The sequence below is a fragment of the Bradyrhizobium vignae genome (genome assembly GCF_900324035.1).
GTDB lineage: Bacteria > Pseudomonadota > Alphaproteobacteria > Rhizobiales > Xanthobacteraceae > Bradyrhizobium > Bradyrhizobium vignae.
In genome coordinates, this window is record NZ_LS398110.1 from 6315964 (window position 1) to 6342548 (window position 26585).

General features: G+C 58.5%; 16 protein-coding genes. 13 read left to right on the top strand and 3 right to left on the bottom strand.

Going from position 1 to position 26585, the window contains the following annotated elements:
- Positions 1-70: 70 nt before the first annotated feature.
- The 9 genes from BRAD3257_RS30665 to BRAD3257_RS30700 all read left to right on the top strand — a co-directional run bounded on the left by BRAD3257_RS30665 (position 71) and on the right by BRAD3257_RS30700 (position 12531).
- Positions 71-2035 carry an HAD family hydrolase gene (locus BRAD3257_RS30665; protein WP_122404992.1) on the top strand — a complete coding sequence of 655 codons (1965 nt, stop codon included), beginning with the start codon at positions 71-73 and terminating at the stop codon, positions 2033-2035.
- Between the two features lie 118 nt (positions 2036-2153).
- On the top strand, positions 2154-3560 hold the full coding sequence (locus tag BRAD3257_RS30670; RefSeq protein WP_122404993.1) for a hypothetical protein: 1407 nt from the start codon (positions 2154-2156) through the stop codon (positions 3558-3560).
- Complete coding sequence (locus tag BRAD3257_RS42050; protein WP_347338407.1) at positions 3557-4540, top strand: glycosyltransferase family 4 protein; 984 nt, start codon at positions 3557-3559, stop codon at positions 4538-4540. The genes BRAD3257_RS30670 and BRAD3257_RS42050 overlap by 4 nt, the downstream gene beginning before the upstream one ends.
- Positions 4541-4659: 119 nt before the next feature.
- Complete coding sequence (locus BRAD3257_RS42055; protein WP_347338436.1) at positions 4660-5607, top strand: glycosyltransferase family 2 protein; 948 nt, start codon at positions 4660-4662, stop codon at positions 5605-5607.
- Between the two features lie 73 nt (positions 5608-5680).
- On the top strand, positions 5681-7102 hold the full coding sequence (locus BRAD3257_RS30680; RefSeq protein WP_122404994.1) for a lipopolysaccharide biosynthesis protein: 1422 nt from the start codon (positions 5681-5683) through the stop codon (positions 7100-7102).
- Between the two features lie 37 nt (positions 7103-7139).
- Positions 7140-8012, top strand: a complete 873-nt coding sequence (locus tag BRAD3257_RS30685; RefSeq protein WP_122404995.1) for a glycoside hydrolase family 16 protein — start codon at positions 7140-7142, stop codon at positions 8010-8012.
- A 74-nt stretch (positions 8013-8086) separates the two neighbouring features.
- Positions 8087-9232 (top strand): glycosyltransferase, encoded by a 1146-nt coding sequence (locus tag BRAD3257_RS30690; RefSeq protein WP_122404996.1) that lies wholly within the window; start codon positions 8087-8089, stop codon positions 9230-9232.
- Between the two features lie 164 nt (positions 9233-9396).
- Positions 9397-11616 (top strand): polysaccharide biosynthesis tyrosine autokinase, encoded by a 2220-nt coding sequence (locus BRAD3257_RS30695; RefSeq protein WP_122404997.1) that lies wholly within the window; start codon positions 9397-9399, stop codon positions 11614-11616.
- 222 nt (positions 11617-11838) lie between these two features.
- Positions 11839-12531: a sugar transferase gene (locus BRAD3257_RS30700; RefSeq protein WP_122404998.1), complete on the top strand. Its 693-nt coding sequence runs from the start codon at positions 11839-11841 to the stop codon at positions 12529-12531.
- A 475-nt stretch (positions 12532-13006) separates the two neighbouring features.
- On the opposite strand, the gene BRAD3257_RS30710 is transcribed toward BRAD3257_RS30700, so the two are convergent.
- On the bottom strand, positions 13007-14398 hold the full coding sequence (locus BRAD3257_RS30710) for an FAD-dependent oxidoreductase (protein ID WP_244607748.1): 1392 nt from the start codon (positions 14396-14398) through the stop codon (positions 13007-13009).
- A gap of 609 nt (positions 14399-15007) precedes the next feature.
- Between BRAD3257_RS30710 and BRAD3257_RS30715 the strand changes: the two genes are divergently transcribed.
- Entirely contained in the window at positions 15008-16141 is a 1134-nt protein-coding gene (locus BRAD3257_RS30715; protein WP_122405000.1) for an alpha-amylase family protein, read from the top strand.
- A 223-nt stretch (positions 16142-16364) separates the two neighbouring features.
- Here BRAD3257_RS30715 and BRAD3257_RS30720 read toward each other — a convergent pair whose 3' ends face one another.
- Positions 16365-17873, bottom strand: coding sequence for an amidohydrolase family protein (locus BRAD3257_RS30720; RefSeq protein WP_122405001.1), 1509 nt, complete (start codon positions 17871-17873; stop codon positions 16365-16367).
- A gap of 778 nt (positions 17874-18651) precedes the next feature.
- On the opposite strand from BRAD3257_RS30720, the gene BRAD3257_RS30725 reads away from it, so the two are divergent.
- Both BRAD3257_RS30725 and BRAD3257_RS30730 read left to right on the top strand, forming a co-directional pair.
- Complete coding sequence (locus BRAD3257_RS30725; protein WP_122405002.1) at positions 18652-19128, top strand: YybH family protein; 477 nt, start codon at positions 18652-18654, stop codon at positions 19126-19128.
- A gap of 613 nt (positions 19129-19741) precedes the next feature.
- On the top strand, positions 19742-21202 hold the full coding sequence (locus BRAD3257_RS30730) for a patatin-like phospholipase family protein (RefSeq protein ID WP_122405003.1): 1461 nt from the start codon (positions 19742-19744) through the stop codon (positions 21200-21202).
- A 10-nt stretch (positions 21203-21212) separates the two neighbouring features.
- Here BRAD3257_RS30730 and BRAD3257_RS30735 read toward each other — a convergent pair whose 3' ends face one another.
- A complete protein-coding gene (locus BRAD3257_RS30735) occupies positions 21213-24587 on the bottom strand; it encodes an AAA family ATPase (protein WP_122405004.1) in 3375 nt (1124 codons plus the stop codon).
- A gap of 927 nt (positions 24588-25514) precedes the next feature.
- On the opposite strand from BRAD3257_RS30735, the gene BRAD3257_RS30740 reads away from it, so the two are divergent.
- On the top strand, positions 25515-26363 hold the full coding sequence (locus BRAD3257_RS30740) for a class I SAM-dependent methyltransferase (RefSeq protein WP_122406842.1): 849 nt from the start codon (positions 25515-25517) through the stop codon (positions 26361-26363).
- Positions 26364-26585: the final 222 nt, after the last annotated feature.

Genomic DNA, 26585 nt, shown 5'->3' on the forward strand with positions numbered 1-26585 from the left:
CCTAGCATAAATCAATTTGCGACCGTTATGCGTATTGCGTCATTTCGGTGCGTTTGGAGTTCGGTAATTTATGAAGTCACATAGGCTAGCCGAGCGCGTCAGAGCCGCCGATGGAATCGATCTGATATCCGTCGACGTCTTTGATACGCTTCTGCTGCGAACCGTACGCTCCGCTCGCTCACGGATTGTGCAAGGTGAGCATTTGTTCAGCAGCTTTCTTCGGGAGCGCGGCTGGCAAATCGAACCTGCTCTGCTGTCGAGAACCAGACAGGAAGCGGAGCGAGTTGCCTTCCGATCGCTCGCCGTGCGCGGATCCGGTGAGGTTCGACTGGCCGACGTGATTGATCGGCAACTTCGCTTGCTGGGTCTTCCGGCTTCCTTGAGCGCTGCGCGATTGGCAATTGAGCTCGAGGTCGAGAAGACCTCTCTCACTGCAAACCGGAACTTGGCCGGGCTTCTCCGCGCACGCCGAGCGGCGGGCTACCGCATTGTCGCCGTCAGCGACACCATGCTGTCGTCTGCAGATCTCGATGAACTGATCTGGCATTTTCATGGGCGCGATGTTGTTGACCAGATCTACAGCAGCGCCGATCAGGGATGCACCAAGCGTGACGGTGCGCTGTTTGCCCGGGTCGCCGAAACAGAAGGGGTGCCCTTAGGCCGAATTCTGCACGTCGGCGATGATCCGCACGCCGACGTTCGTCAAGCCTCGGCATTTGGACTAACTGTCATTCATACACCCCGGCCCGTCTGGTTCAGCTATTTGCGCAAGGCGAATGGCGGTTTGGTTGCCGCTCGGGCTGCATTGTCGCGACCAAAGCGCGGCAAGTGCTCGGCAGCGGAGAGACCCGAAAATGCGTACGCGTTTGGACGTCTTGTCCTTGGGCCCATCGTCACTCAGTTTTGTTTGCTGATTTGGCTATACGCCGCCGAAGTGGACGCATGCGACAAGGCGACCTTGCTGTTTTGCGCCCGGGGCGGTGTTGGAATAAGGGAAGTTTTCGAACGAGTCGCCGCTCGACTTTCGCTGCCGCTCGGCATGCCGCGGCAGAACTTCATGGTCTCGCGCCTCGTGGCGGCGCGGGCTGCGGTGCTGGTTCGCAGCGCTTCTGCGCTCGAAGAGATTGCCCGTGAGTTTCGAGGCCGCTCGTTTCTTGATGTGGCTTGTGCCCTTGGTGGAGGACGCTACGAGCTGCCAGAGGAGTGGAAGCAGCCATTTCGTGCAGACGTATTCTACGCCATGTTGTTCGATGATCGCGCGAAGGCAGTTTTGTCTGACGTCTGCGGGCAGAACGCGCTATTCGAGCGGCACTTTGCCAAGCTCCGGGGCGATGCGCGCCGAATTCTGTTGTGCGATACCGGTCTCTATGGAAGCACACAGCGGCTATTGGCCAGTGCCTTTCCGGCGCTACAAATTGAAACCATTCAGTTTGCCCGATCAAACTATAAGGGACACAGCGAAGAACATTTCAAGCAGGTGTTCGGCCTCGTGGTTGAGCGCAATCGCTATAGTCCGCTCGACGTCCGCTCCTCTGTCCTGCGGTACTGGCATTTGATTGAGAGCTTGTTCGAGCCCAGGGTCCCCTCGGTCACTTCTTTTGTCGAAGAGGGAGAGGATGTCGCGGCCAATTGCGGCGATATCCGGCTTGGGATCAGCGACGCCAGCCGCGGAAACGAACTGCTGTCCGGCGCGCTCAGTTACGTGGATAGCCTTCCGATCGATGGCGGGGCGGCGGCACTGCGCGATGCCGATCCCGCCTGGGTTCGGCTCAAGCGGGCCATTACGCGGCCTACCGCCGGCGAATTGCGATGTCTCGAAGTGCCGGGCCGATCCGTCGATTTTGGCAGGTCCGATGTGCTGCAGGCCTTGCGCGCCGAGCAACCCCAGCCGGTGTTGAACAGGCTGGCATCGCTGCGCTTTGAACTCTGGCGTGAGGGCGCAATAGCTCGGCACTTTCCCATTCTTAAGCACGCTCTGTTGCCAATGCTCGATTCCATACATTCTGTCAGGGGCATGATGGCTCGCCAGCATTGAAACAGCCGATGCCGAATCCAGCAGCACTTCATGTGTCGTTTCCGGTCCGCCGCGCTGGCTCCGCGACTCCGGTTAGGACGCGAGGCGGCGCACTCGAGCCAACCCGCACCGGTGCGCCATGTCGGTAGAACCGATCGGGATTTTGACCATCCTCCTCGGGTTGCTTTGCCTGCCGCTCGGTTATCGCGCCACCTTCGGCGTGCTGATGGGCACTGCCCTGTTTGGCGCGGCCGCCGCCATTCTCGTCGGCGGTGCAAACATCCAACCGGCACACCTGTTCTTAAGCTTCGCCGTGGCGGCAGTGCTCGCTCGGCGGCACGAGGCTGCCGCTGCGATGCGAGCCATGAGCTTCGGCCAGCCTGGATTTTGGCTGTTATGCTTGGTGATCTTTGGCGTTGGCTCTGCTGTCCTGATGCCACGTTTACTGGCTGGCGCAACGCAGATCGTTCCTCTTGGCGCGTCGGAATACGCCGACACCGGCTCGACCGTCCCGCTTGGGCCAGTGTCCAGCAATTTTACTCAGTCTGTCTACATGGCAGCGGATCTCGCCTGCTTCGGGATCACGGCCGCGATCGCAACGACTCATGTCGGCTTTCGCGCCGTTGTCGCCGCGGTACTCGGCTATTGCGCCGGAAACGTCCTGCTCGCCATGCTGGACGTCGGAACGTATGCGACGGGCACCCAAAGTCTTCTCGATTTCATGCGGAACGCCCAGTACACAATGCACTCCGATGATCAGGTCAACGGTGTAAAGCGGATCGTCGGTTCATTTCCCGAAGCTTCCGCCTTCGCGCGCGCCACTCTCGGCGCGTTCGCGTTCACCGGCACCCTGTTTCTGAGCGGCAGGATCCCGATGCTCACCGGCCCGATGGCGCTGGCATCGCTGGCGCTCGTCATTCTGTCAACCTCCTCGACTGGATTTGCTGGGGCTCCACTGGTCGGCTTGATCCTTTACGCCGGACTTCTGCGGCGATCGGGCTTTCAGCCGAACCGTCCGCTCAGTTCCGCCGCTGTGCTATGCACGCCGATCCTCTTGATCATCCTGATCTTGGGCGTGCTCCTCGATGAGCGAGCTAGCGAAACGGTGCATGCCTATGTCGATACGTTGATACTCAACAAATCCTCTACGACCTCGGCTGTCGAGCGCAGCTCTTGGAATGCGGCTGCCCTACAGAACTTCTTTGACTCCTTTGGTTTTGGCGTTGGGCTCGGAACCATCCGCACATCGAGTTTTCCGATCGCACTCCTTGCCAACGTTGGTATTCCGGGAACTGCCTTCTATCTGCTTTTCGCCGCAACAGCCCTGTTCGCACCATTGAATGGTCCGCGTGCTTTTGAGACCGACGCTCGCCTAGCCGCGCGCAATGCATGTTTGGCTCTCATCATCGGTGACACATTGGCGGCTCCGACCGTGGAGCAAGGTCTGCTGTTTTATGCCCTCGCCGCGCTGGCTTGCGCCTCACCGCGGGATCACCTCGAAGGAGTGCTGCTCACGCCGTCCGAACCATCGGGAGCCAAAGCATGAATGCATCCAGCAGTTTTGCCGTCAATGGCCGCTATCTGACTCAGCCCACAAGTGGCGTGCAGCGCTACGCCCAGGGCGTCACGGCAGCAATGAATCAAGCACTCATCGGGTCCGGCGCAATCGTTCCGATCATTGCCCCCAAGGCCGCTCCCGATCCTCGGCTTCAGGCCATGCCACTCACTACGGCGGGGCCTCTCGACGGACACCTCTGGGAGCAATTGGTTCTTCCCGGGCGGTGGCCCGGACGGTTGCTCAATCTCGGCAACACGGCGCCGGCCGTCAAACCGGATCAGGTCGTGTGCATTCACGACGGCAACGTGTTCGATGCACCGGAGAGCTATCGACCAGCATTTCGAGCGACCTATCGCGTCCTGCAACCGCTGTTGGCCAAGCGCGCTGCAAGGATCACCACCGTTTCAGCCTATTCGGCCCAACAACTTGCCCGGCACCTGCCGCTCCGCTCGGCGGACATTGCCGTTCTTCCGAATGGACATGAGCACGCCTTGGCCTGGGACCCCAGCCTCGCGCGCAAGGATTGCCAGCTTGCGGCCGAGGGCCGGTTCGTGCTGGCGCTCGGATCGCGCGCTCCGCACAAGAACCTGCAGCTGGTTGGCACCATCGCGCCGGAGCTCGCAGCAATGAACATCGGCGTGATCGTCGCCGGTGGCGGCGCGGACATATTTTCGCCTGAACGTCTAACGAACGCACGCGGCCTGACCCTGCTCGGTCGCGTCACCGATGACGATCTCGCCTATCTCATGGATCGCGCCTTGTGCTTGATCTTTCCATCGTGGACAGAAGGTTTCGGGCTTCCGATCGTCGAAGCGATGGCTCGTGGTTGTCCTGTCGTTGCCTCGGATCGCGCCAGCATGAGCGAAGTGTGCGGCGATGCCGCTTTGCTCGCTCCCCCGACGATCCACGGCGATGGGTTCAGTGCATTCGGCAACTCTCGATATCCGGCGATCAGCGCGATGAACTGATCGGACGTGGCCGTGAGCGTATCAAGATGTTTTCTTGGGCGCGCACCGCGGCTGGCTATGTCGAGTTGATGCAAGAGCCTGCATCGGCTCTGAGAAGGCGTGAAACCACCGTTGGACCCATGCCCAGAGTGGCGGTGGCAATCGCGACACGAGGAAGACCTCAAACTGTGACGGCTACCCTGACTCACTTGTTGCAGACCCAGACCCTCAAGCCGGACGCCGTCATCGTTTCTTGCGTCAACCGTGAGGATGCCGGCGATGCCGCCAAGCTGCCCGGCGTTCGGCTTGTCACCGGCCCCGGCGGCTTGCCGGCTCAGCGGAATACCGCGTTGGCCGCGCTCAGGAATGAGACCGACGTGATCGTGTTCTTCGACGATGATTTTCTGGCGGATCCCGATTGGTTGGCCGCTGCCGCGCAAACGTTTCGAGACGAACCAGAGGTCGTCGGCTTCACTGGGTATCTCTATGCTGATGGCATCCTTGGACCGGGATTGAGTTTTGATGAAGCGCTGCGCATCTTGACGGAAGGCACGCTATCGTCCGAAGCACCGCGCATCGAACCATTCAGCCCGTACGGCTGCAACATGGCTTTCCGCATGTCTGCGATCGGCAACATAACCTTTGATGAGCGGCTCGTGCTCTATGGATGGCAGGAAGACCGGGATTTTGGCGCGGCGCTTGCAAAGCGAGGCGGCCGGCTGATCAAATCTCCCCGCGCCCGCGGCGTGCATATGGGACAGAAGGCGGGCCGTGTTGCCGGAGACCGACTGGGCTATTCCCAAGTCGTCAATCCAATCTACCTGCTGCGCAAAGGCACGATGACGACTCGGCAGGCAACAATGCAGATCTTTCGGAATGTCGCCATCAACCTGGCGCGCGCCGCCAGACCTGAACCTTTCATCGATCGGCGGGGCCGCCTTCGCGGAAACGTGCTCGGTTTCGCCGACGTTCTGAGAGGCCGTCTTGAACCCGAGCGCGCAGCGACCCTCACACCGAGCGACAAGAGCTCGCGCCCGCGACCAGTAACTCCAAGCACAGGCACTCGCGATGACGCCACTGCCTCATGAAGCCGCGCGAGCCGGCACTCTTTCCGCATCGACGACCAGGCAGCGCCTCGTCGCAACGTGCAGGCATTGAGTCGTGCTTGCCCGCAAAACCCTCTTGGGCGCCGCTTGGACTGTGTCGTCCAGGCTAACAGCCCGGGCTATCGATTTCGTCACGCTTCTGGTCCTCGCACGCATCCTGACGCCCGCTGATTTCGGCCTCACCGCCCTCGCCGCTACCGTAACGATCATCGCGGACATGGTGCTTGAGGTCCCAACGCTGCAGGCTCTGACGCGCTTGCCAAGCGTAACGAAGTCGCACTTGGACACTGCCTTCACCTTGAGCGCGCTGAGAGGCATCGCCTTGACATTGGTGCTTTTGCTGGTGGCGTGGCCCTTTGCTCAGATTTACCAGGATTCCCGCCTGGCCAGCTTGATCATCGTAAGCGCCATCGGACCCTTGGCTCGCAGCCTGTATAGCCCTGGAATGGTCGAACACACCCGCAGCCTGGCTTTCAGGCCAGTCTTTGTTGCCGAGATCTTTGGCAAACTTGCCGCGGCGATCATTGCAGCGACAGCAGTCAGACTTGGCGCTGGGTACTGGGCCATTGTCGCCAGCGGCATCGCAGCGTCCTTGGCCGCCACATCGATGTCGTACCTCTTGGCCCCTTACAGACCAAACCTCTCGCTGTCGAAGTTTCGGGAGTTCTCGGCTTTTCTCGGTTGGCTGAGCGGCGCTCAGATCATCATCGCCTTGAGCTGGCAGTTTGATCGAATCCTACTCGGCTATTCCTCGAGCAAGGCCACATTGGGTCAATACACCATCGCCAGCGATCTATCCGTGATGCCAACCCAGAGCCTGATCGGCCCGGCGATGCAGCCTCTCATGGCCGCACTGTCGCAGATCAACCAGAACCAGGACCGGCTCCGTCATGCCTATTCGAAGGCGTCCCGGCTCACGATGTCACTTGCCGCGCCGGCTTGCATCGGAATGTCGTTGACCGCGGACTTGATCGCCGAGGTCCTGCTGGGGCCGCAGTGGGGCGAGGCTGGACTCTACTTGCGGTGGCTCGCATTGTCGACCGTCCTCAGCGCTTTCTATCAGCCCCTGCATTCGTTGGCGCTGGCCACCAATCGAACCCATCTGGTGTTTCGCCTCACCCTGGTCGAGCTGTGCGCCAAGATCGTTCTGATGTGTTTTGGCTTCTACTTCTATTCGCTTGCAGGCGTGGTCGCGGCACGAGCCGCAGTTTCGTTCATCATGTTCGTCCTCTCTTTGATGGGCGCCCGGCAACTGGTCGGAACAAGCGTCGCGTCTGAGGCGGCCAATCTGTGGCCGATCGCCGCCGCATGTGCGGTGATGACCCTGCTGGTGATGGGCCTGCGATACAAGCTGCCCGAAATCCATCTGGCTGCCTTTTTTGAACTGGGAGTGATCTCTCTGTTCGGCGCCAGTGTCTATGTCGGCGCGCTATATGGCTTTGGTGTTCGGGTCAGCAGCCGCGCAGGGGCAGTGTGACGGTCGAAGTGCACGATGCAGGATCAAGGAGAGCGGAATGACCGAGAAGGGGCATGCAACAAAACACCTGACCTGGGCGGCCACGACGGTCGCGCTAACTGTCGGGATTTCATTCGGTTCTGCGTTCGCGGCCGAGCAGCCTGCATCCTGTGAACTTCATCCGGTCCTGCTTGAAGACTTCAACGAGCTCAGTGTCTCAGCGACCCGCCTGGGCGCGGCCCGCTGGACCGCACACACCCCATGGTCGGGGGATTTCGGCGACGCGGCGTTTGCCAATCCGGGACCAAGGGGGCCATTCAAGGTGGAAGACGGAGTTCTCACTATCACCGCTTCAAAGGATCGGAACGGCAAGTGGACGTCGGGTCTTCTGGCGGCAGCCGATGCTTCCGGCGCCGGGACCGGAACCCGGTACGGCTATTTCGAGGCGCGCATGAAGATGCCGCCCGGTCCGGGAACGTGGCCCGCATTCTGGCTTGCTGCTCTGAAGCCCGCCACGGTGACGGAAGGAAACGTCGAACTCGATGTCATCGAGTATTATGGGCAGTTTACATCCGCTTATCAGGCCGCCACGCACATCTGGTACAAGCAACCGCAGAAGACCCGGGGCGAGGCGCAGAAGGTCACGGTGCCGAACGATGCGCTCGTGCAAGACTTCCACACCTTCGGCGTCGATATCTCGCCGCAAGCCGTCGTGTTCTTCTTCGACAGAACCCCGGTCTGGAGCCAACCAACTCCGCCTGAACTCGACGGCCCGCTCTACCCTCTTGTGAACCTTGCCCTCGGCGGTGGTTGGCCGATCGATCAGACACCCAGTCCTTCCACGCTGTTGATCGACTATGTCCACGTATACGGGCGCGGCCCCGGTCCGGCCGAAGGTTGCCCGCCTGCCCCTGAGGTCCTGCCACGCTGAAGCGTAGATGTCGGCTCAATCCCACTGCGCAATCACAGCACATCATTTCGATCCATTTGCGAAAGATTGACTGCATGAAAGTCGCGATCATTCACTATTGGCTTGTGGGAATGCGCGGGGGCGAGAAAGTCCTCGAAGCTCTTTGCGAGATGTATCCCGAGGCAGACATCTACACGCATGTCTATGTTCCAGAAATGGTCTCCGAAACTATTCGAAAACACCGCGTTGTTTCGACCTTTATCAATCGGCTACCGCGCGCTCCACGCATGTACAAGACTTATCTCCCGCTCATGCCGCTCGCGCTGGAGCAGCTTGATTTACGCGACTATGATCTGATCCTCAGCAGCGAATCCGGACCGGCAAAAGGCATCATTGCTCCTCCTCACGCCCTCCACGTCTGCTATTGCCACACGCCCATGCGCTACATCTGGAATATGTTTCACGATTACCGAGCAGGCGCAGGCTCGCTCGCGCGGTTGGCCATGCCCTCGCTCGCGCACTATCTGAGGCTGTGGGATGTCGCTTCTGCCGCGCGGGTCGATAGCTTCGTTGCCAATTCCGCGACCGTCGCCGACCGCATCCGTCGCTACTACGGTCTCGCAGCCAACGTAATTCATCCTCCAGTGGATACTGCAGCATTCGCGCCGTGCCCGTCCTCCGAGCTCGGCGACTACTATCTGATGGCCGGCGAACTCGTATCCTACAAGCGACCCGACCTTGCGGTGCGCGCGTTTAACGAATTGACACTGAAGCTGGTGGTCATCGGCGGTGGCGAGATGCTGTCCGAGATTCGCCGCCTCGCCGGTCCGACCGTCTCCGTGCTCGGACCGCAGCCGTTTGAGGCACTCAAGCACCATTACGCGCGCTGTCGCGCGCTCATCTTCCCGGGAGAAGAAGACTTCGGCATGGTGCCGGTTGAGGCTATGGCGAGCGGACGTCCGGTGCTCGCTTTCGGGCGGGGGGGCGCTACCGAGACGGTCGCAAACGACGTGACCGGTCTCTTCTTCGACGAGCAGACAGTTGATGCCATCAGCAATAGCATTGCCAGATTCGAGCGGATGACCTTTGAGCCCGAGGCTATTGTCGCTCATGCCCAGCAGTTTGGCCGCGAGCCATTCATCCGCAAAATGCGATCGCACATCGATCTCCTTTTAGCCCAACGCGCCAGATCGAGGCAGCAACGCATGGAAACGATCAGCATGGGCTCAACCCTCAATTGACCGGTTCTTGAGCACAGCCTGCACGGCATTTGTGCTCTGTAACATCAATTTAATGGGCAATACTCCTTTTTGTTTAAATGCCAATTCTTGTTTACGCGAGCAGATGCGAGCTGCTCCTTTTGGACTGGGTGCGTTCTTAAAACGAATTGAGTTGAGGGCGTGGAATGAACATCGCCGGCGAATTTCGGCCCTATGCAACGGCGACAGAAGCCGCCCCTGATCAGGCAAGATCTCTGCTTCTGTTACGCGACTTCTTACGTCGCGAATGGCGTCTTATCGCCTTCATGACGGCCGCCTCGTTGGCGCTTGGCTCGTTCTACGTCGGGACGGCGCCTCGCAAGTTCACGGCGCAGGCTGACATGTTCATTGATACCAAGGGAATTACCTCCCCACGAAGTGAGAATTCCCAGGAACATCAAGGCGTAGACGACGCCGTTGTGGAGAGTGAGATCGAGACCACCAGGTCAGAAAAGGTCGGAAAAGCGGTCATCAACAAATTGCATCTCACGGATGATCCAGAGTTCGTCGCCTCGAGCGATGCAATCACAAGCCGCTTGGCCCGATCGTTGCGGCTAACGACTTCGTCCGAAGAAAGGCCTTCGTCTGCAGAACTGGAGCGACGCGCGCTTGGGGTCCTGAAGGACAATCTGCGCGTCACCCGTTTGGGCCGCAGCTACGTCGAGCAGATCGCCTATACCTCGCTTGACCCGGACAAGGCTGCACGGATCGCCAATGCCTTCGCCGATGCCTACATCGAATACCGGCTGCAGGCAAAGTACGAGGCTACAAGACGCGCCAGCGCTTGGCTGGAACAGCGGATCAGCGAACTCCGTCAGCAGGCCAGCAATGCCTACAAAGCCGTGCAGGACTTCAAGGCCGAAAACGGCATCATCATTGGCGTCGAAGGCAAACTGGCGAGCGAGGTTGAGCTCGATCAGCTCGGCGTCGCACTGGCCAAAGCACGCGCCGACACCAGCCAAGCTCGCGCCAAGCTCGAGCGTATACAACGCATCCTCGAACAACGACCTGAGAAGGAAAACTTCACGATCCCGGATCCGGTTGTCACCGATGCGCTTAACAGTCCGGTCATTACCAAGCTCCGTCAGAAATACCTGGAGAACCAAAACAAGCAGGCCGAATGGAGCGCGCGCTATGGTGCCGAGCATGAGGCCGCCAGGAATCTCCGATCGGAAATGGCCGCGCTGCAACGGTCGATGTGGGATGAAATCTCCCGTATCGCGGAGAGCTATAAGAGCGAACTCCAGATTGCGAAGTCGCAGGAGGAGGCGATCGATACGCGAATGATCGAGATCTTCCAGCAATCCGGGGCGACGCGGCAAGCTCAGGTTCACCTGCGTGAGCTGGAAACGGGCGCAAACACCTACCGCGGCATCTACGAGGCCTTCCTGTCTCGATTCACCCAGTCGGTGCAGCAGCAGTCGTTTCCGTCGACCGAGGCCCGCGTGGTGACGGAAGCCTCGGCACCTGCAAAGCCAAGCTCTCCCAAGCTCGCAATCACCTTGGCTTTCGCAGCGATGTGCGGGCTCGGCCTGGGCACTCTCGCAGCAATAGCCCGAGAGCAATTCATGTACCGGAGGGTCCACACACGTGACCAGCTCGAGAAGCTGTTGAGCACGCCGTGCCTGGCTGCGTTCCCAGCTGTTTCAAAGTTGAGGACGCGATTGCGCGGCGGTCACGCGAGTGCCTTCCACCAGATCAACCAAGCCGCTCCTTTTTCGGCTACGGCCGAGGCATTGCGTTACATCAAGGTCGCCATCGACCTGCATCCGGCGAAGCCGAAGGTGATCGGCATTACGTCGGCTCTTCCCGGTGAAGGGAAGACAACCACCACGGCGGCGCTTGCCGCATTTCTTGCGAGAACCGGGGCCCGCACGCTCCTGATTGACTCGGATCTACGTAAACCGGCCTTGTCCAAAATGCTTGGCTACGAGCGCCGGTTGGGGCTGCAGCGGATGGTGGTCGATCGGTTGCGCCTCAAGGACGTGATCATCAACGACCTCAATTTCAACTTCGATGTCGTCCCCTCGCCATCTGGGGCACCGCCCTCAAACAGCTCGGATGTGCTTTGTGCGCCATCGATCAGGCTGGGACTGGAGCGAGCTCGCGAGGACTACGACTACATCATTTGCGATTTGCCGCCGATCTTGCCCATCGCTGACGTCAGAGCGGTCGCAAGCCTGTTTGACGCGTTTGTGATGGTGGTTGAATGGGGCACGTCCACCAACGAGGTCCTCAAGGCAATCCAGTCATCGCCGCTTGTTTCGGAACGATTGCTTGGCGCCGTCCTCAACAAAACCGACGAAGCGTTTATGCGTCGCTTTGAGGGTTATTCCGATCGGCGCTACTCCTATTATCAAAACTGAAGGAAGGTAGCGGCGCTGCTGCCGCCGAATTCAAATCGCAAAGCCATCACGAGCTCAATGATACTACGCTGAAAAAATCCGCTGGCCCTGCCGAAACTTTAAACTTGTATTAATTTTGCACCGCGTCAGAATTTAATGTGCTCGTATTCGGGCGATGAGACCGAAAGAAAAGAGGGGACGAGTTCGAAGGCTTTTTAGGTGTTGTTTTATGGAGTTCCCGCAATGGCCAATGTGGTCGATACACGCGGCGAGTTGCCTTTTATTTCTGCAAAGACACGTTCTCCCGCCCACGTGGCACCGCGTCCCGTGGGTACACTCGTGAAGAGATCGATTGACCTTGTATTGGCAGCTTTTGGCATTCTGCTGTTTTCTCCTTTGCTGTTGCTCTGTTGCTCGGCCATGATTGTGTTCTCGCCAGGACCGGTGCTGTTTCGTCACAAGCGGGTTGGCTTTAATGGTCAGACCTTCGAATGTCTCAAGTTCCGCACCATGGCGCCTGACGCAGCGGAGCGGCTGCAGCGGTTGTTGGAGTCGGATCCTGCGGCCGCTGCCGAGTGGAAGGCCGCTCGCAAGCTACGAACAGACCCTCGCGTCACGCTGTTGGGCGCAGTGCTGCGTCGATCAAGCCTCGACGAATTGCCCCAATTGTTCAATGTCATTCGAGGTGACATGAGCATCGTCGGTCCTCGGCCGGTCACCGAAGACGAACTGGCGCGGTACGCTTCCAAGGTCGACGCCTACCTCGCCTGCCGTCCTGGCATCACGGGCCTCTGGCAAGTGAGCGGTCGCAGCACAACCACTTACCGCCGGCGCGTCGCATGCGATGCATTCTACGCGCGCAATTGGTCCATCATGCTCGACACAAAGATAATGCTGGCGACCCTCCCGGCTCTGTTTGAGGATTCGGCATATTGACGTAGACCTGAAGCCCTCTGCGAGACAGAAGGTCCTCTGATTGGAATTGATAATCGCTCGATTGCACAGGAATTAGAGAGCCACGAATAGATCGACTCTGAAGCCATCGATTGCATCAATGAGGATGATGATGGTGAGCGCGAGCTCGACCGACCCTACGGATTTTGAATCCGTTTGCTCGAACTGCGCGACGATGGCCGTTACGTTCGAGTGTAACGACGGAGCCCTCGATGACACACCTGTCTTTTGCAGAAACTGCGGTCGCTTACGAGGCCTCATCGGCACGGTTAGGAAGATGGCCCATCAGCCCGCGACACCCCACCCGGCCGGCTCTCGGAGCCCACCCCACGATCCGCTTCTGCTGCTCTAGGAATCTTATTTTGCCACCTCTGCGCGGCTCCAACCGCTGCTGCCTCGGTTGCGAAAGCAATTCACCAAACCTGAATGCGCTCGCATCTGACCAGGCTCTCGTGATCTAGTCCGAACGAAGCGCGGCTTCTGCTTTCAACGTGGAGTCACGCGCGGTAGGTTGATAGTCAAATCTACCTTGCCGCCCAATCGATTCGATTCCCAACTGGCGCAGTGCGGCCACCGCCCTTCCGGCGCGCTCGTCGGCCTGATCGGTGTAGATGGGATAGGCATTGCCAAGCGCATGCGCCCCCTCAAGCCGAAGGTCGCCAAGAAACAAACTGTTGTCGCAGGTATGGGTTCTAAAGTCACAATCTGCCTTGTCCCTATCGTGCGCCACGTGCTCAGCATTGATTTCAACCGAGAAGAATTCTCGGCCGTGGCACTTGCCATAAAAATCGGAGTGCATTGTGAGGCGCTTCCAAGCACCTTCTCTTGAAAAATTATATAGGATTGATTGCGTAAAACCCCGTTTACCGGAAAAGCTGTAGAACAGCGTCAGCAACGTGACAGTTTTAAGTTCGCGATGGGTTTGCAATCCGCACAAATCCTGGATGCGCGCGAGGGGAACGGTCGAGACTAGCCGCCGGCCGGCAATCGCGCGCTCGTTTCCCAGCACAATCGAAAAGCCACCATTCTGCCTTTCAACACCAGTTATCTTGGCCCCCAGAACGAAGCTTGCGCCTCGACCTTCAAGCCGCTCCACTGCCTTCTGATAAAGAAATGCGAAGCCCTCCCGCGGTCGAACAAGTTGTCGATTGGTGGGCGCGTCAGGGGCGCGACGCAACGCGCGAGCAACGTGATTTCGTAGCGTCGCATGCTCTTTGATCCAAAGCATTCTCTTCTCGGCAAACTTGACGTCGACTTGGTCGGCCGGAAATCCGTAGAACCGGCTCAAATAGAAGCCGAGTCCTGTGCGCTCCAGTAACCGCTTTCCGATCCAGAACGTTGCAAAGTCCTTAGCGCTCCGGATCTTGCGGCGGAACGTTCGGGCAAAAACGATCGAGCCCGCCATCCGAAGCCACTCCATTGGACCAGCTGAAACCAGATCATCCGCGATCGATAGCGGATAGTGGCTTACTGCGCCTTGCGGCGTGAGACGCCCCCAAGACGGGTGGATCTCAATGTAGAGCGGCAACAACTCGGGAAAGTGCGACAGTAACGGGGAATCATCCTGAAAGATGTAACTGCCGACGTCGAACGTGTAGTCACCGATCTTGCAATCAATGTGATTTCCACCGCTCTGGGCGTACTCGTCGATGACAATGACGTTGCGGGCGCCGTCGCGGAGCAAGATCGATGTGGCGACCAAGCCGCTGATGCCAGCGCCCAGCACCACCGCATCGTATGGCACCTCATCAAAGCTGTTCGTCATCAAAAGACCGTCAAACCTCCGCTGTACGAATTTATTCAAGCGCATTTCTGAAAGTGCGGCCAGCAAAATTAGAATCGAGGACATAGGCTCCTCGTGCCCTGCTCGGCGCAGGTGCAGCTTGCTGGGCCTCCAAGAGCGAAGGCCTTGAGGGAAGCCAGTCTAAATCTTGTGCAACCTGCGCCTAATGACGTGGCGCTTTCATTCGCAGCGAGCCGCGCTTAACGGGGTTGCGGTGATCAGACAGATATTGCTCGAGCCGGTGATGCTGGCGGCGAACGAGCTAGCCGATGCTGAGCCTGCGGCTGCGAAGCTGACGGTGTGACTTATTCGAACTCACACGGCGCGATGGTGTGGTCGCGCTTGTACCCTGCGGGCACAGCCAAGAAGACGCGCCGTAGACGGCTCCGGTCTACCGATCCGAATGTCGGTTCCGGCCATAGGCGAAGCTTGCGGCTTGCACTCTTCAGGTCTGCTTCGCTGGGTCTAGCGGACGCGAATTGCTCGCATCGAGCTTTTCTCAGTCTGACCCGAAGCCGACCTTAGGCCGCCGCGCCTCGTCCAGAGCGGTTCTGCCTGCATCATCTGTACGGGTGGCTTAGGTTGAATATGCTAGGCTCCATTTGATGGTCCAGTAGTCGACGCGATGACGTGGGATCGCTTCATTGGTGTCAACAACTTAGCTGAGGTCGCGCCATGCCGTTCGGTTTCAGGATAGTTGTCGCAGTCTTGCTCTTCGTGGGAGCTCCCGTATCGGGTGGCGAGTTGCAGGTAAATGGATTTCCCACCGATGCCAACTTCTTCCCGATTGGCGTTTGGTTGCAATCGCCGACTCGCGCTGCCTCTTACAAGGCAATCGGGATCAATACCTTTGTGGGATTGTACGAAGGACCCACTGAAGAGCAACTCGCCGCATTGGCGCGGCAGCACATGTTCGCCATTGCCGGCCAAAACGACGTTGCGCTGAAATCGGTCAACCGGCACGTTATAAAAGCGTGGATGCAAGAAGACGAACCGGACAATGCCCAACCAATCGGGCCAGGAGTGTATGGAACATGCATTCCAGCAATTGAAGTCGCTCGGCGTACGCGAGAGATGAAAGCCCGGGATCCAACGCGACCGATCATGATCAATTTCGGGCAGGGTGTGGCCAACGAATTCTGGCGCGGTCGTGGTCCCTGCAACGGTGATCAGGGATACTACGATACTGCGATCCAAGGTGCAGATCTCTTGTCGTACGACATCTATCCAGTGGGATCCACTACGCCCCAAGTTAAGGGAAGGCTGGAATATGTTGCGCGTGGCGTCACCAATCTCGCGAAGAGGGCTACCGATGGGCAAAGCGTATGGATGGCGCTCGAGACAACGGCACTAGATCCAACTCGTCGACCGACTGCGGCGGAAGTTCGGGCGGAGATCTGGATGGCATTGGTTCATGGCGCGACAGGAATTTTTTATTTCGTGCATGAGTTTAAACCAACCTTCCGGGAGGACGCCATCTTCCGTTACCCCGATATCGTGGAGGAGGTCACGAAAACGAACCGATTGATCTTGTCTCTCTCGCCAGCGTTGAAGAGCCCAAGCGTATCCGGGGCTATATCCGTAAGCTCGCAGGTCCCGATCGCAACCATGGTGAAGGTGTACAAAGACAACACGTATATCTTTGCCGTCGCGATGCAGAACTCTCCGTCCACAGCGCGGATCACGGTCAATAACGTTCATCAGACCAGTGCTCGGGTCATCGGCGAGGGGCGTAGCGTATCCCTCGCGCAAGGTTCTTTCGAAGACCAATTTGAAGGCTACGGGGTACATCTTTATCAAATACCCTAGCAGGCCATTCCGGAGCGAACGGGATTTCGCCGCCCAAACTGCGACTTCCGAATCTGGCCCATCGCTTCCGTTGATGCGGTACAGCTACATGCCCGCTTATGGGAGCCTACCGAAAGCTTGTTGTCGAGCGCGAAACGGCGCGATCGACCCTGAGCCGAAGTCGGATTTGCGGCAGCCGCGCGTCCATTGCCGGCCGAGCTCGTCCACGCTGTTGGCATCGTTCCTAGGCGGCGCGAACGTAGCCGTAGCGCAGGTTGGACGGTTGCTTCGAAGCTTGTGTGTACTCTTTCTTGAGCGCCGCGAGGCGGTCCTCGGAAAAAGCCGGCATCCTGGTGTTCTCGGCCGCCTTCAGCTTGATCTTGTAGAACCTGGTTGCGTTGCCCGCGAAGATCAGCTGCTTGGTAGCGCTGTTGGCGTCGCCAAGCGCCGCAAAGCCGTACTTCTTCTGCATATCCTCGGGGATTTCGAGCCGGCGCAGCGCCTCGATCTGCCACTGCGGTGAGCCGTACCAGACCGAGTCGGTGCCCCACATGACGTGGTCAACACCCATCCCCTTGATCAGCGTGCCGATCAGCGCGGCGCAGAACTTGGGATGCGCCACCGCCGAGTTGGCAAAGGACGTGCCGAGCTCGGCATAGACGTTGGCGACGCCGAGCTTCTGCGGGATTTCCGCGAGATCGGTGGCCCACTGGATACGGCCGGTCTGCTCGAACTCCGCCCACGCATGATCGGGTAGCTCGAGGAACGGCCGCAGCGCCGAGTGATAGATCACGAAGTTCATCTGCGGCCAATCCTTCGCGGCCTTTCCGATGTCCCACGCCGTTGCATATTGCCAGACGCCGGCGAACGACTTCTCGTAATCGGGCGGCAGCAGCCCCTTGTGGATGCACAGCGTGTTGATGCCGGCCTTCACTGCTTTCTCGTAGAACGGATACATCACCTGCTCATCGTCGAGCCGCCATGGGAACTTCGAGGGCGCCAGCGGATCGCCAATCGTGTAGGACTTCCAGGAATCCGGTTTGTAGACCTCGATTGCCTTGTCCACCTCGTCCATCCAGCCGGGTTGCTTGGGGGTGATGACGCTATGCGCCAGCAGGCGGCGCGAACCGGCGAAGTCGTTGATCAGTTCTCGCGCCTTGACGATCTGCTCATTGGACAGCAGCCACCAACTCGGGTCGTCGAAGGGCGCGCCGCTCAGGAGCGCCATGTTGGTGTCGCTGTCGTAGTAGATCTCTTTCACATAGTTTTGGAATTTGTAGCGGGCAAGCGAAGAGACGCCTTCCTCCTTCATCTTCGGATTCCAGTGCTGGCTCGCAAAGTCCGCCAGCCCCAACAGCTCCTTGTGGTCGAAGTCGTCCCGCACGAAATGAGTCTGGACATCGAAGATGAATTGGCCTGCAAGGCTCTCCGCGCGTGCCAGCATCAGCTCGGGCTCGCGGGCTTCAGCGGGCGCGACCTGGAAAACATTGCCGTAGATGTCGTTCATGGCGAGGAACGCTGCCGCCATGCCGCAGCTCGTGTGCAAGAACTGCCTGCGGCTTAAGCCGAGGTGTCTGCCGTTGAGCTCAGCGAGCTCGTTGATCCGTGCCTCGACTTTCTTTTGCGTATCGCTCTGCGGGGGCGGGAGATATTCGCCATTGGAGACAATCTGGGTCGGGATAGGCGTTGCCGCCGATGCTGCTTCCGCGCCCGCGACCAGACGCTGTTCTCGCTCACTAAGCCAGCTGCTCATTGTTCTCCTCCCGTTTGTTGGCCGTCGACCGTGCTAGGCGCGCATGAGGCGCGTGTGGCTACTCCCAATCAATTGGCAGGAGCGACTAGGCGTAGCTCTCCGGTTCAGCTACGCATGAAGCCATCACGCGCCCGAAACCCAGGCGAATCTCTGCATCGCTTGATCCTGCGAGAGCGGCAGGCATACCCGAGAAACCACTTGCAGTTGTGGTTATCCGCGCTGATTCAATGCTCAAACTTCTATTCGCGCAAGCGATGTGAATCGACAACCACGCTGTCCCAACGCCGCATCATTCCTTCATCTGATCGATCAGCCGAATTGAAAGGCTCGTTGCTTAACTGGACTGCGTCGGCCGATCCAAACACCGCTGCAGCGGCTGCCATCTCGGCTGTCTGCCGGAGACCCTCATACGGCGGCTGCTTTAACTGCTGCTTTGACCCATACCAGGCTCGAGGCGCGAGGTCTCAACCAGTTGCTTAGCCGGCCAAGGCACAAGCCCTTCGGCCGTCAGAGAACCCGATCGACGCGAATGACCCAAGGCCGATCTTGCCGGACGACAATGTTTGTACGTGAGCAAATCACCAATCTATCGCCGATTAGGCACTCGACCTGCGACTCCTCGCGTGGCGTCGTCAGCTCGCGGAAATTCTCTCTCTCAGCAGCGCCTAGAGCTTTTCAGCGCCGGTAGGGTGGTAGGGAGCACTCCGCTGGAACCGCCTTACCTCGGGCGCCCGAAGTGATACCCTGAACGTATCGACATCAACGTGGAGGGACAACCATGCGCACAGCAGTCCGGGCCGCATATGTCATAGCGTTCCTTATGATGTTCTCCGCCGACGTCTTACCGACGTGGGCCGCCGGACCAGACGCGGAAGTGAAGGCACTCCATGCCGCCGATCAGGCGTGGCTGAAAGGCTTCACCGCCGCCGATGGCGATGTGATGGCGAAGTTGTACGACGAACACGCAGTTCTGATGCCACCCAATGCGCCGGCTGTCATAGGCCGCGACGCCATTCGCACCTCCCTGGCGAACATGGCGTCAGACGCAGCCAAAGCCGGCCTTGTGTTCAGCTTCAGCGACAAACAGGATGGTGGCGCAAACGGCAATCTGGGTTGGTCTTCGGGCTCCTATACAGTCAAGGATAAGGCAGGCAAGGTTGTCGAGACCGGCAAGTTCTTGTCGGTATCGAAAAAGGTCGGCGGCAAATGGCTGTATTGGCGAGACACCTGGAACGCTGACAGTCCACCAAAATAGTTGGGCCACATCGCGCTTCGAGATGAATGTACTTTGCTGCGGGACCAGATTGTCGCGCGGCGTTCCGGATTGTCTCTGGGGCGATCGATAGCTGAATGCGTCCCTTGCCTCTGCTTTGCTTCTTGGCGGTGTCCACGCCGAGCCTTCAGAGCTGTTCCCGTTTGAGACGGCTTGCGAGGTGCGAACGGACCAGGGTCGAGCATGGCTGCGACGCTACGCTCGTGGCCCTTCTCGACCGTTCGCGACATTTGCTCGAATGTCGGCTGTCAGGTGTAATCCTGACCGGTTCGGGACGAGCTCAATCGACGTGACCCACTGTCGACATCGGAGTGGGCTGCGCGACCGCTCAACGACTACGGATAGAACCGGTACATCATGGGGCGATGGGACTAAAAAGGGGTAAGCCAGCAGGCCCGCCGATCGTTCGGTAAGAACAAGATAGGAGTGATCTACACCGCTCTGCGTCAGGTCGGCTGCCGTATTCGATTTGCATCACAACCTGCCCGCTCACAGCGTATACTTCACAATTGCTTGAAAGCGAACTAATCTGCGGCCAGTTGCGGAATTTAGAACTTGATTGGAGCGTCGACAGTAATGCGTAGGGAGAATTCAAATGCCAACCAACGGAGAGCCGCGTAGAGCAATTACGCTCGGTGGAGGTGGGCCGGCAGCGGGGCTGCACATCGGGGTTCTGGAAGCCCTTGCCAATCAGCCCGACCTGCATTTCGACGTATGGTCTTTGTCTTGCATCGGTGCATGGGTCGGTATCGTCTACAACCAATCAGACAAACCCAATGCTAAAGGTAAGGTCGAAGAAACCTACGAATTCTTCCGAGATGGCGTATTTCGAGACGATGAGGGCTACAGGCGCTTCCCGATAAACACCGTGTTCGGGCCGGATTGGCGCAGCAACATAGACGCATTCAACAAATTCGTTACTGACCCCAAAAATTATAAGGACTTCCAATGGCAGCCCTACAGGATCTTCGATTACGTCCAGGAATCCCTGTCAATTGTAATGGATCAACTGCCGACCGGTGAAAGAAGATCTTTCAAGAGGTTGGACGAAGGAGATCTCAATCGATGGATACTCAACCAGGTGATGGCTCCTAATCCCTTCATCCGCTATCTGACATCCCTGATGTACCTGTCCAAGTTCAACGGACTCTCCAGAATAAACTACCCGGAGAGCGAGTTCATGAAGAAGATCAAATTCGACCGGCTGTCCCCGTCCGGTCGCGACGACGCGGAGAAGAAACCCCTAATCTTTCACAACGCGTGGGATCTGGATCGTCACGAGCTCACGTTCTTCGCAAATCGTCCGATGCCGGTGCTGAACAAGACCGACGAAAGCATAAAGAAGAGATACGGCGGCCCTATCACCGCACAGTCCTTATGCGCGTGCTCGGCTCTTCCCTTCATCGAAGAAACCGTGGAGATCGATGGAACGACCTACTGCGAAGGGGCCTTGGTGGACACGGTCAATTTCGAGGGACTGCTCGATCTCCAGGTGAGAGGGCAAAAGCTCGATGAAATATGGATTAGCCGGATTGTCGATTCCAAACAAATCCGAAAGCCGGACAATCTTCACGATGCGCTGGCAAATCTCTGCCAATTGTTTGCAGCTTCGGTCGGCGAAGATGACGTGAAGCTGTTCAAATACCACGTCCGGTACGACAAACGGAAATGCGACGCATCGAAAGACAACACTGCGGAGGATCAGAATTACAAGAAAACAAGAGCTGAGGCTTCGAAGAATAATGCTGCGAAGACTAAGAATTCGAAGGCCAAAGATTCGCAAGTTCACAGTTCAAGCGACGTATGGAATGGCACGGTTGTCGAAATTCACGTCCCCGGGCACATCAACTTCAAATGGAATCACAGCAACCTGGACAATGGGCGAAAGCTGGGGCGAGAGTCTGCGGAACAAGCGATCAAGCAATATCGCCAAAACAAGGATACACCCCATCCTGGAGAACCGCTCTTCATCAACGAAAGACCCGAGCAAGATGCCGATTGGCGACGAATTCGCGATGACTATCAAAAGCTGAAGAAAGCGCTCGCCGAGAGTTAGCAGATCTGAACTATCGCGGTCTTGCACTTGTAGACCGCAGTTGATCGAGCAGAGCCCGTGCTTGCTTGAGGTCCTGCGTCTCAAAACCCTCGGTGAACCAGTCGTAGACGGGCGTGAGGACCTTGATCGCTTCTTCACGGTCGCCTTCCTCCACCCAGACGGCGGCAAGATCCATTGCGGCTCTGAGTTCAAGAGCTTTGGCCCGTTGGGCACTTGCCGTCGTTAAGGCCTTTTGGAGCAACTCGGTTCCGGCATCTCTTGAACCGCGAAGCATCAAGGTACGCGCTTTTAATCGATACAGCTCGGCTTCAAATATCCGTTCGCTATTGCGAGTGGTTGTCGTCAGGCCCCGCTCGATAAGCGCCATCGCAGTCTCGTAATCCTGTCCAAGCAGCAAAGCCGGGCACAACAGCACATATAGCGCCGTGATTCCCAGTTGGTAACCCGCGCCACGATATTCGTCCATTGCAGCTCGGATCTCCTCGACGGCGCTGGAGGAGGGGTCAAGCATTGTCACGCATATGCCACGGACGGCCTGCGCCAGCCCGTGCCATTGGCGGAATCCATGCTCCTCCGACAAGCTGCGACAGCGGTCCGCATAGCGTTGCGCGCGCGACAATTCGCCGCGAAGAGCGTGGAGAACAGAAGCATAGTAGCAGGCATACGCTTGCGAGTGAGGATGATTGATGACGTCGGCGCGTTGAATGGCGGCATCCATGCGTGCGCTAGCTGCATCAAAGTGACCGAGCAGCCAGAGAACCCATGACATCAGCGCAAGGTCAGCTACTCCGGCATCCTGACCGGCTGCTCGGGCGGCCAATCTGTCATCCTCAGAGCTTGCCTCGAACTCCGCAACCGCGCGCTCGATAGCTTCACGGGCATCGGTGAGACGTCCCATGAAAAGGCGAATCATGGCCTGACCGCGGGTCGCATTGAGCAGCGCTGGCCGATCGCCGCGCGTCTCGGTGAGATGAAGCAGTGCCGCGATCGTTTCCTGGGCAACCGGCAACTCGCCGCGAATGACGCTCGCGGTAGTCAACCAGAACATAATCTGCAATTGTTCAGGGGGATCTCGGAGGCGCTCGCACAGCTCCCGCGCGCGAGCGAAGGTTGCCACCGCTTTGTTGGAAGCGGGCCCCTGGGTAGCGATCAGGCAGGGTCCCAGCGCGACTGCAAAATCAAGCTCCAACCTGTCCTTTCGTTCACCATCGGCCAAGTGGATAGTGGTCTCGATACCCCGCTCCAACTGAGCAATGGCCTCGAGGTTGGCGGAGCGCATGGCGGCTTTCCTGCCTGCCAGCAGCCAATATCCCGTCGCCTTTTCAAACAGTCCCGCCTCGGTTAGATGATGCGCGATTGTTTCCGGTTGAGCTTCCACGATTTCCAGGAAATGCCGCTCGAAGGCATCCGCAATCATGGCATGCAGCGCCGCGCGCCGGCTCTTCAGAAGTCCCGAATAGGCAGCATCTCGCACGAGCGCATGTTTAAAGGTGTAAACCGCCCGGGGTATCTCGCCTCGGCAAAATATCAGCTCTGATCGAACCAACTGACCAAGCGCCTCGTCAAGTCTCTCTCTGGGCAATCCAGCGACTATGCTCAGCAGTTCGTAGGAGAACTCGCGACCCACCACAGCGCCAATCTGAGCCACCTCCCTCACCGGGGCCAACCGATCGAGCCTTGCCATGAGAGACGCGTGTAATGTCGTCGGAATCGCCATCGGAGGCAGTGGCCGGCTGAGGACATAATGATCGTCTTGCTCGTGCAACAAGCCTGTTTCGAGCACCGTCTTGGTTAGTTCCTCGACGAAGAGGGGTATGCCGTCCGTACGAGCGAGGATCTGGTCCGTGACCTCTTTTGGGAGTGTCTTGCCGGCCGTAACGCGCTCGATCAGCGCTGCACCGTTGCGTCGGTTCAGGCGGGTGAGCGAAACCGTCGTCACATGCGCATGACCCGGCCAAGGGGGCATGAAGTCCGGCCTCGCGGTGATGAGCACCAGCGCCCGAAGCTGCGGTACTCGTTCCAGTGTAAGCGTCAAGAGCTCAAGCGACGTAGGATCGGCCCAATGAGCATCCTCAAAGGCAATGAAGACGGGCTGACGTGCCGCGAGTGTATTGAGCTGCATCAGAAGCGCCGCCAGTGTGATCTCCTTCCGCTTGTGTGGGTTCAGATCTGGCAGCTGATAGCGATCACCGGCAGGCACGGATAGGAGGTTTGCCAAAGGTGGTACTATCTGGTCTGCGGCAGCACCGGATTGCGCCAGCAAAGCCTGGAGCTTGACGAATTTCACATCTGGCGAGTCGGTTCGCTCGAAACGCGCGGCTCGTTCGAGTTGGCGTATGAACGGGTACAGCGCGCTGTTAGTGTGGTGCGCCGAGCAGAAGAGGCGCAGCGTGACGTGCGGTTCGGTTTCCTTGAGTCGTTCTTCGAGCGCTTGTGCGATGTGCGACTTTCCGATGCCCGGCTCTCCGGTGAGCACGACAGCGCTGCCCTCACCACGCGTGGCGTTGTGCCAGCGACGTAACAGCAGATCTATCTCCTCGTCACGCCCGATTGGGGGGGTCAATCGAGTCTGGTGCAGCGCCTGGAAACGGCTTTCCACCCCACTCGTTCCCAACACCTCCCAAGCCGGTAGCGGTTCTACCCATCCTTTGAGTATAGCCGGGCCGACATTGCGGTATTCGAATTGTCCCTCCGTGAGTCGACGCGTACTCTCACAGATCAGGACTGTGCCCGGCATTGCGAGCGCCTGCAGGCGTGCGGCCAAATTCGGCGTCTCACCAATTACCCCCTGTTCCTTGGCAGCGCCTTCGCCAATCAACTCGCCTACTACAACCATTCCGGTAGCGATGCCAACGCGAACCTGGAGCACCGCGCCGACTTCTGTTTTCAGGTTAGCGACGGCATCTACCAACGCCAACCCGGCTCGGATCGCCTGCTCGGCATCATCCTCGTGCGCCTGGGGAAAGCCGAAATAGGCAAGAACGCCGTCCCCCATATACCGGGCGATGATCCCCTCAGATTTGGTTATAATCTCAGCGATGCAAGCGTGGTAGGCGCCGATTACCGCTCGCAGGTCCTCGGGATCAAGGCGGACCGAGAGTGCAGACGAGCCCACTAGATCGCAAAACATCACCGTGAGCTGACGGCGCTCGGCGCCCTCCCGCGGTACCTTCTTGCTCCCTGTCGGAGCTGCCGGAGGAACATCGCCCCGAAGTTCGGCAATCGCACGAAGCATCTTGCGCCGATGTCCCAGCAAGACGCCAAGGTCCTTCAGGTCCTGCTCTGTAAGATCGCCCAGGACCGAAAGATCAATAGCGTTCTCGGCGAAACGCCCCGCGTACTCACTCAAGCCTATCGATGCCAACCATTCCGCAATAGCTGTCATGGCGAACCTACGGCTTCTGTCGTGATAATAGCACGTTTGCTCGACATGCGAAGCGACTTATCAAGCCACGACGAGCGCAATTGCTCGTTCGGTGCCAAAACGCCGACGCATAGCCACGGTTCTAACCGAGCGATTTGCAGCTCTTCGCATGCCCTGATGAGCAAGCGTTCGGCTTATGACATTCTCGTCCATTTGCGCCAGCGTCGGTCGATGCCAACTTGCTTCTCACCTGAAGCATCGACCCATACGCTTGAGAGCTCGGAGCCGAGCTGGAATGTGTGTCCGATTCTGGAAGTAGACAGGACTAGACTTGCGCGGTTGGGATACTTCCGCTTGTGGCCCGATGGCGAAGTTCGGTTTGGCGCAGATATGGTCTGCTGATCGGGGCACACCGGAAGTGACACGGAGCCGTTCAAACCGGCTCTTTTGACCCGAAGCGGTCGTTGCCCGGTGTTACTCCTGATTCCGGCACCAAGTGTACGCTTTCAGAGTACGCCCGGGACGTTCGCTGAATGGCCACCGCGCAGGCTACAGCCTCTACAGCGCTGGGTACTCGATGACAATGCCGTCTCCAGTCGTCTTGACGACACGGCCATGATGCTCGGCGATTTTGCCGAATGACCTTAAGCCGGCGAAGCGTTCCGCGCTCGTCTTGACCCATCGGTCGGCTATAGCCAACCACGTCCCCTACGAGGTGGCTGCGGGGCGGCGCTGCTGATTCTCCCCCACCCCGAGCGGTAGAGCGAACACGCGCTAGACCATCGGGCGGTTGCATGAGCGGCACTAGCTTAGCACGGTAGGTTGCAGACCTCGTGGCCCCGGGCCGATATGATGCCGCTTGGGAGGTCGATGGGCGAGCCAACGTGAGTTTTTGCCGCCGGCATGCTACAAGGCGCGTTCCAGCACCAAACGACTGGCGAAATCGTCATGCGTGATGGACAACCAAGTCAAACCGCTCGGCGGGCAGCTGCTTACCGCGCCATTCACCAAACCTTGGAACGCGGGGCAGTTTTCAAGGATCAGTTTGCGCTGAGAATACTAGACGCGGAGACGGCGGCGTCCTTGAGCGAGATCGCAAGAGATGACTCCGTGCGCCCAATGCGCTTATTCATAGCCGCACGCAGCCGGTTCTCCGAAGACACAATAGCAAACTGCGTTGCACGTGGCGTACGTCAGGTCGTGGTACTGGGTGCTGGTCTCGACACATTCTCCTTGCGAAATCCCTATGCTGATTTAGGCCTTCGTGTTTTCGAGGTCGACTACCCTGCAACGCAGGTATGGAAACGCGATCGGATAAAGGCCGCGGGCCTGTCCGAGCCGCCGTCGCTTGTCTTCGCGCCCATCGATTTTGAAAGAGAAAGTCTGGCAGAAGGTCTAACGAGAGTCGGTTTCATGGTGGACGAGCCAGCTTTTTTTCAATGGCTTGGCGTTGTACCATATCTGACAAAGCATGCGGTCTGGTGCACCTTGAAGTTCATATCCGAGCTACCACAAGCTGCTGTCGTTTTCGATTATGCCGAACCGTTTGAGAATTATCCTGCTGAGCGCCGCGCCAGCATTGTGGCAACTGCAGAAAGGGCGGCCGCGCGAGGTGAGCCTTGGCTCAGCCTGTTCGAGCCGATCGAGTTGCACCACTTGCTGCACGGCGTGGGGTTTAACGTAGTGGAAGATCTTGGTGCCAGCGAAATAGCCCAGCACTATTACGGAGTCCTAGGGCGAGGCATCGCGCTCGGACCTGGTGCCCATATCGTGCGGGCACGTCAACGGGTTAACTGAAACGTGGTCGGCTTCTGGCCCACCAGCGACGTAACGCCTCGTCTGACGGAGGCTCGCTCATTGCCACTTGGCGGCCTAGATTTGCTCATCTTGAGTTCTTCGCAATTTGACACTGAGCGGACTTGGAACGTGGTGGCCCGGAACTGAAGGGTACTCGATCGTTTGTTCCAATATCTGCAACGATATCGCTGGCCGGCTTAGCTTGACCGCGGAGTAATTGGG

Bases quoted from the DNA above. Each gene is read 5' to 3' on its own strand.
- BRAD3257_RS30720 (WP_122405001.1), bottom strand. From the start codon at position 17,873: ATGAGCAGCTGGCTTAGTGAGCGAGAACAGCGTCTGGTCGCGGGCGCG.
- BRAD3257_RS30690 (WP_122404996.1), top strand. From the start codon at position 8,087: ATGAAAGTCGCGATCATTCACTATTGGCTTGTGGGAATGCGCGGGGGC.
- BRAD3257_RS30725 (WP_122405002.1), top strand. From the start codon at position 18,652: ATGCGCACAGCAGTCCGGGCCGCATATGTCATAGCGTTCCTTATGATG.
- BRAD3257_RS30730 (WP_122405003.1), top strand. From the start codon at position 19,742: ATGCCAACCAACGGAGAGCCGCGTAGAGCAATTACGCTCGGTGGAGGT.
- BRAD3257_RS30715 (WP_122405000.1), top strand. From the start codon at position 15,008: ATGCCGTTCGGTTTCAGGATAGTTGTCGCAGTCTTGCTCTTCGTGGGA.
- BRAD3257_RS42050 (WP_347338407.1), top strand. From the start codon at position 3,557: ATGAATGCATCCAGCAGTTTTGCCGTCAATGGCCGCTATCTGACTCAG.
- BRAD3257_RS30685 (WP_122404995.1), top strand. From the start codon at position 7,140: ATGACCGAGAAGGGGCATGCAACAAAACACCTGACCTGGGCGGCCACG.
- BRAD3257_RS30665 (WP_122404992.1), top strand. From the start codon at position 71: ATGAAGTCACATAGGCTAGCCGAGCGCGTCAGAGCCGCCGATGGAATC.
- BRAD3257_RS30740 (WP_122406842.1), top strand. From the start codon at position 25,515: ATGCGTGATGGACAACCAAGTCAAACCGCTCGGCGGGCAGCTGCTTAC.
- BRAD3257_RS30710 (WP_244607748.1), bottom strand. From the start codon at position 14,398: ATGTCCTCGATTCTAATTTTGCTGGCCGCACTTTCAGAAATGCGCTTG.
- BRAD3257_RS30735 (WP_122405004.1), bottom strand. From the start codon at position 24,587: ATGACAGCTATTGCGGAATGGTTGGCATCGATAGGCTTGAGTGAGTAC.
- BRAD3257_RS30670 (WP_122404993.1), top strand. From the start codon at position 2,154: ATGTCGGTAGAACCGATCGGGATTTTGACCATCCTCCTCGGGTTGCTT.
- BRAD3257_RS30695 (WP_122404997.1), top strand. From the start codon at position 9,397: ATGAACATCGCCGGCGAATTTCGGCCCTATGCAACGGCGACAGAAGCC.
- BRAD3257_RS30700 (WP_122404998.1), top strand. From the start codon at position 11,839: ATGGCCAATGTGGTCGATACACGCGGCGAGTTGCCTTTTATTTCTGCA.
- BRAD3257_RS42055 (WP_347338436.1), top strand. From the start codon at position 4,660: ATGCCCAGAGTGGCGGTGGCAATCGCGACACGAGGAAGACCTCAAACT.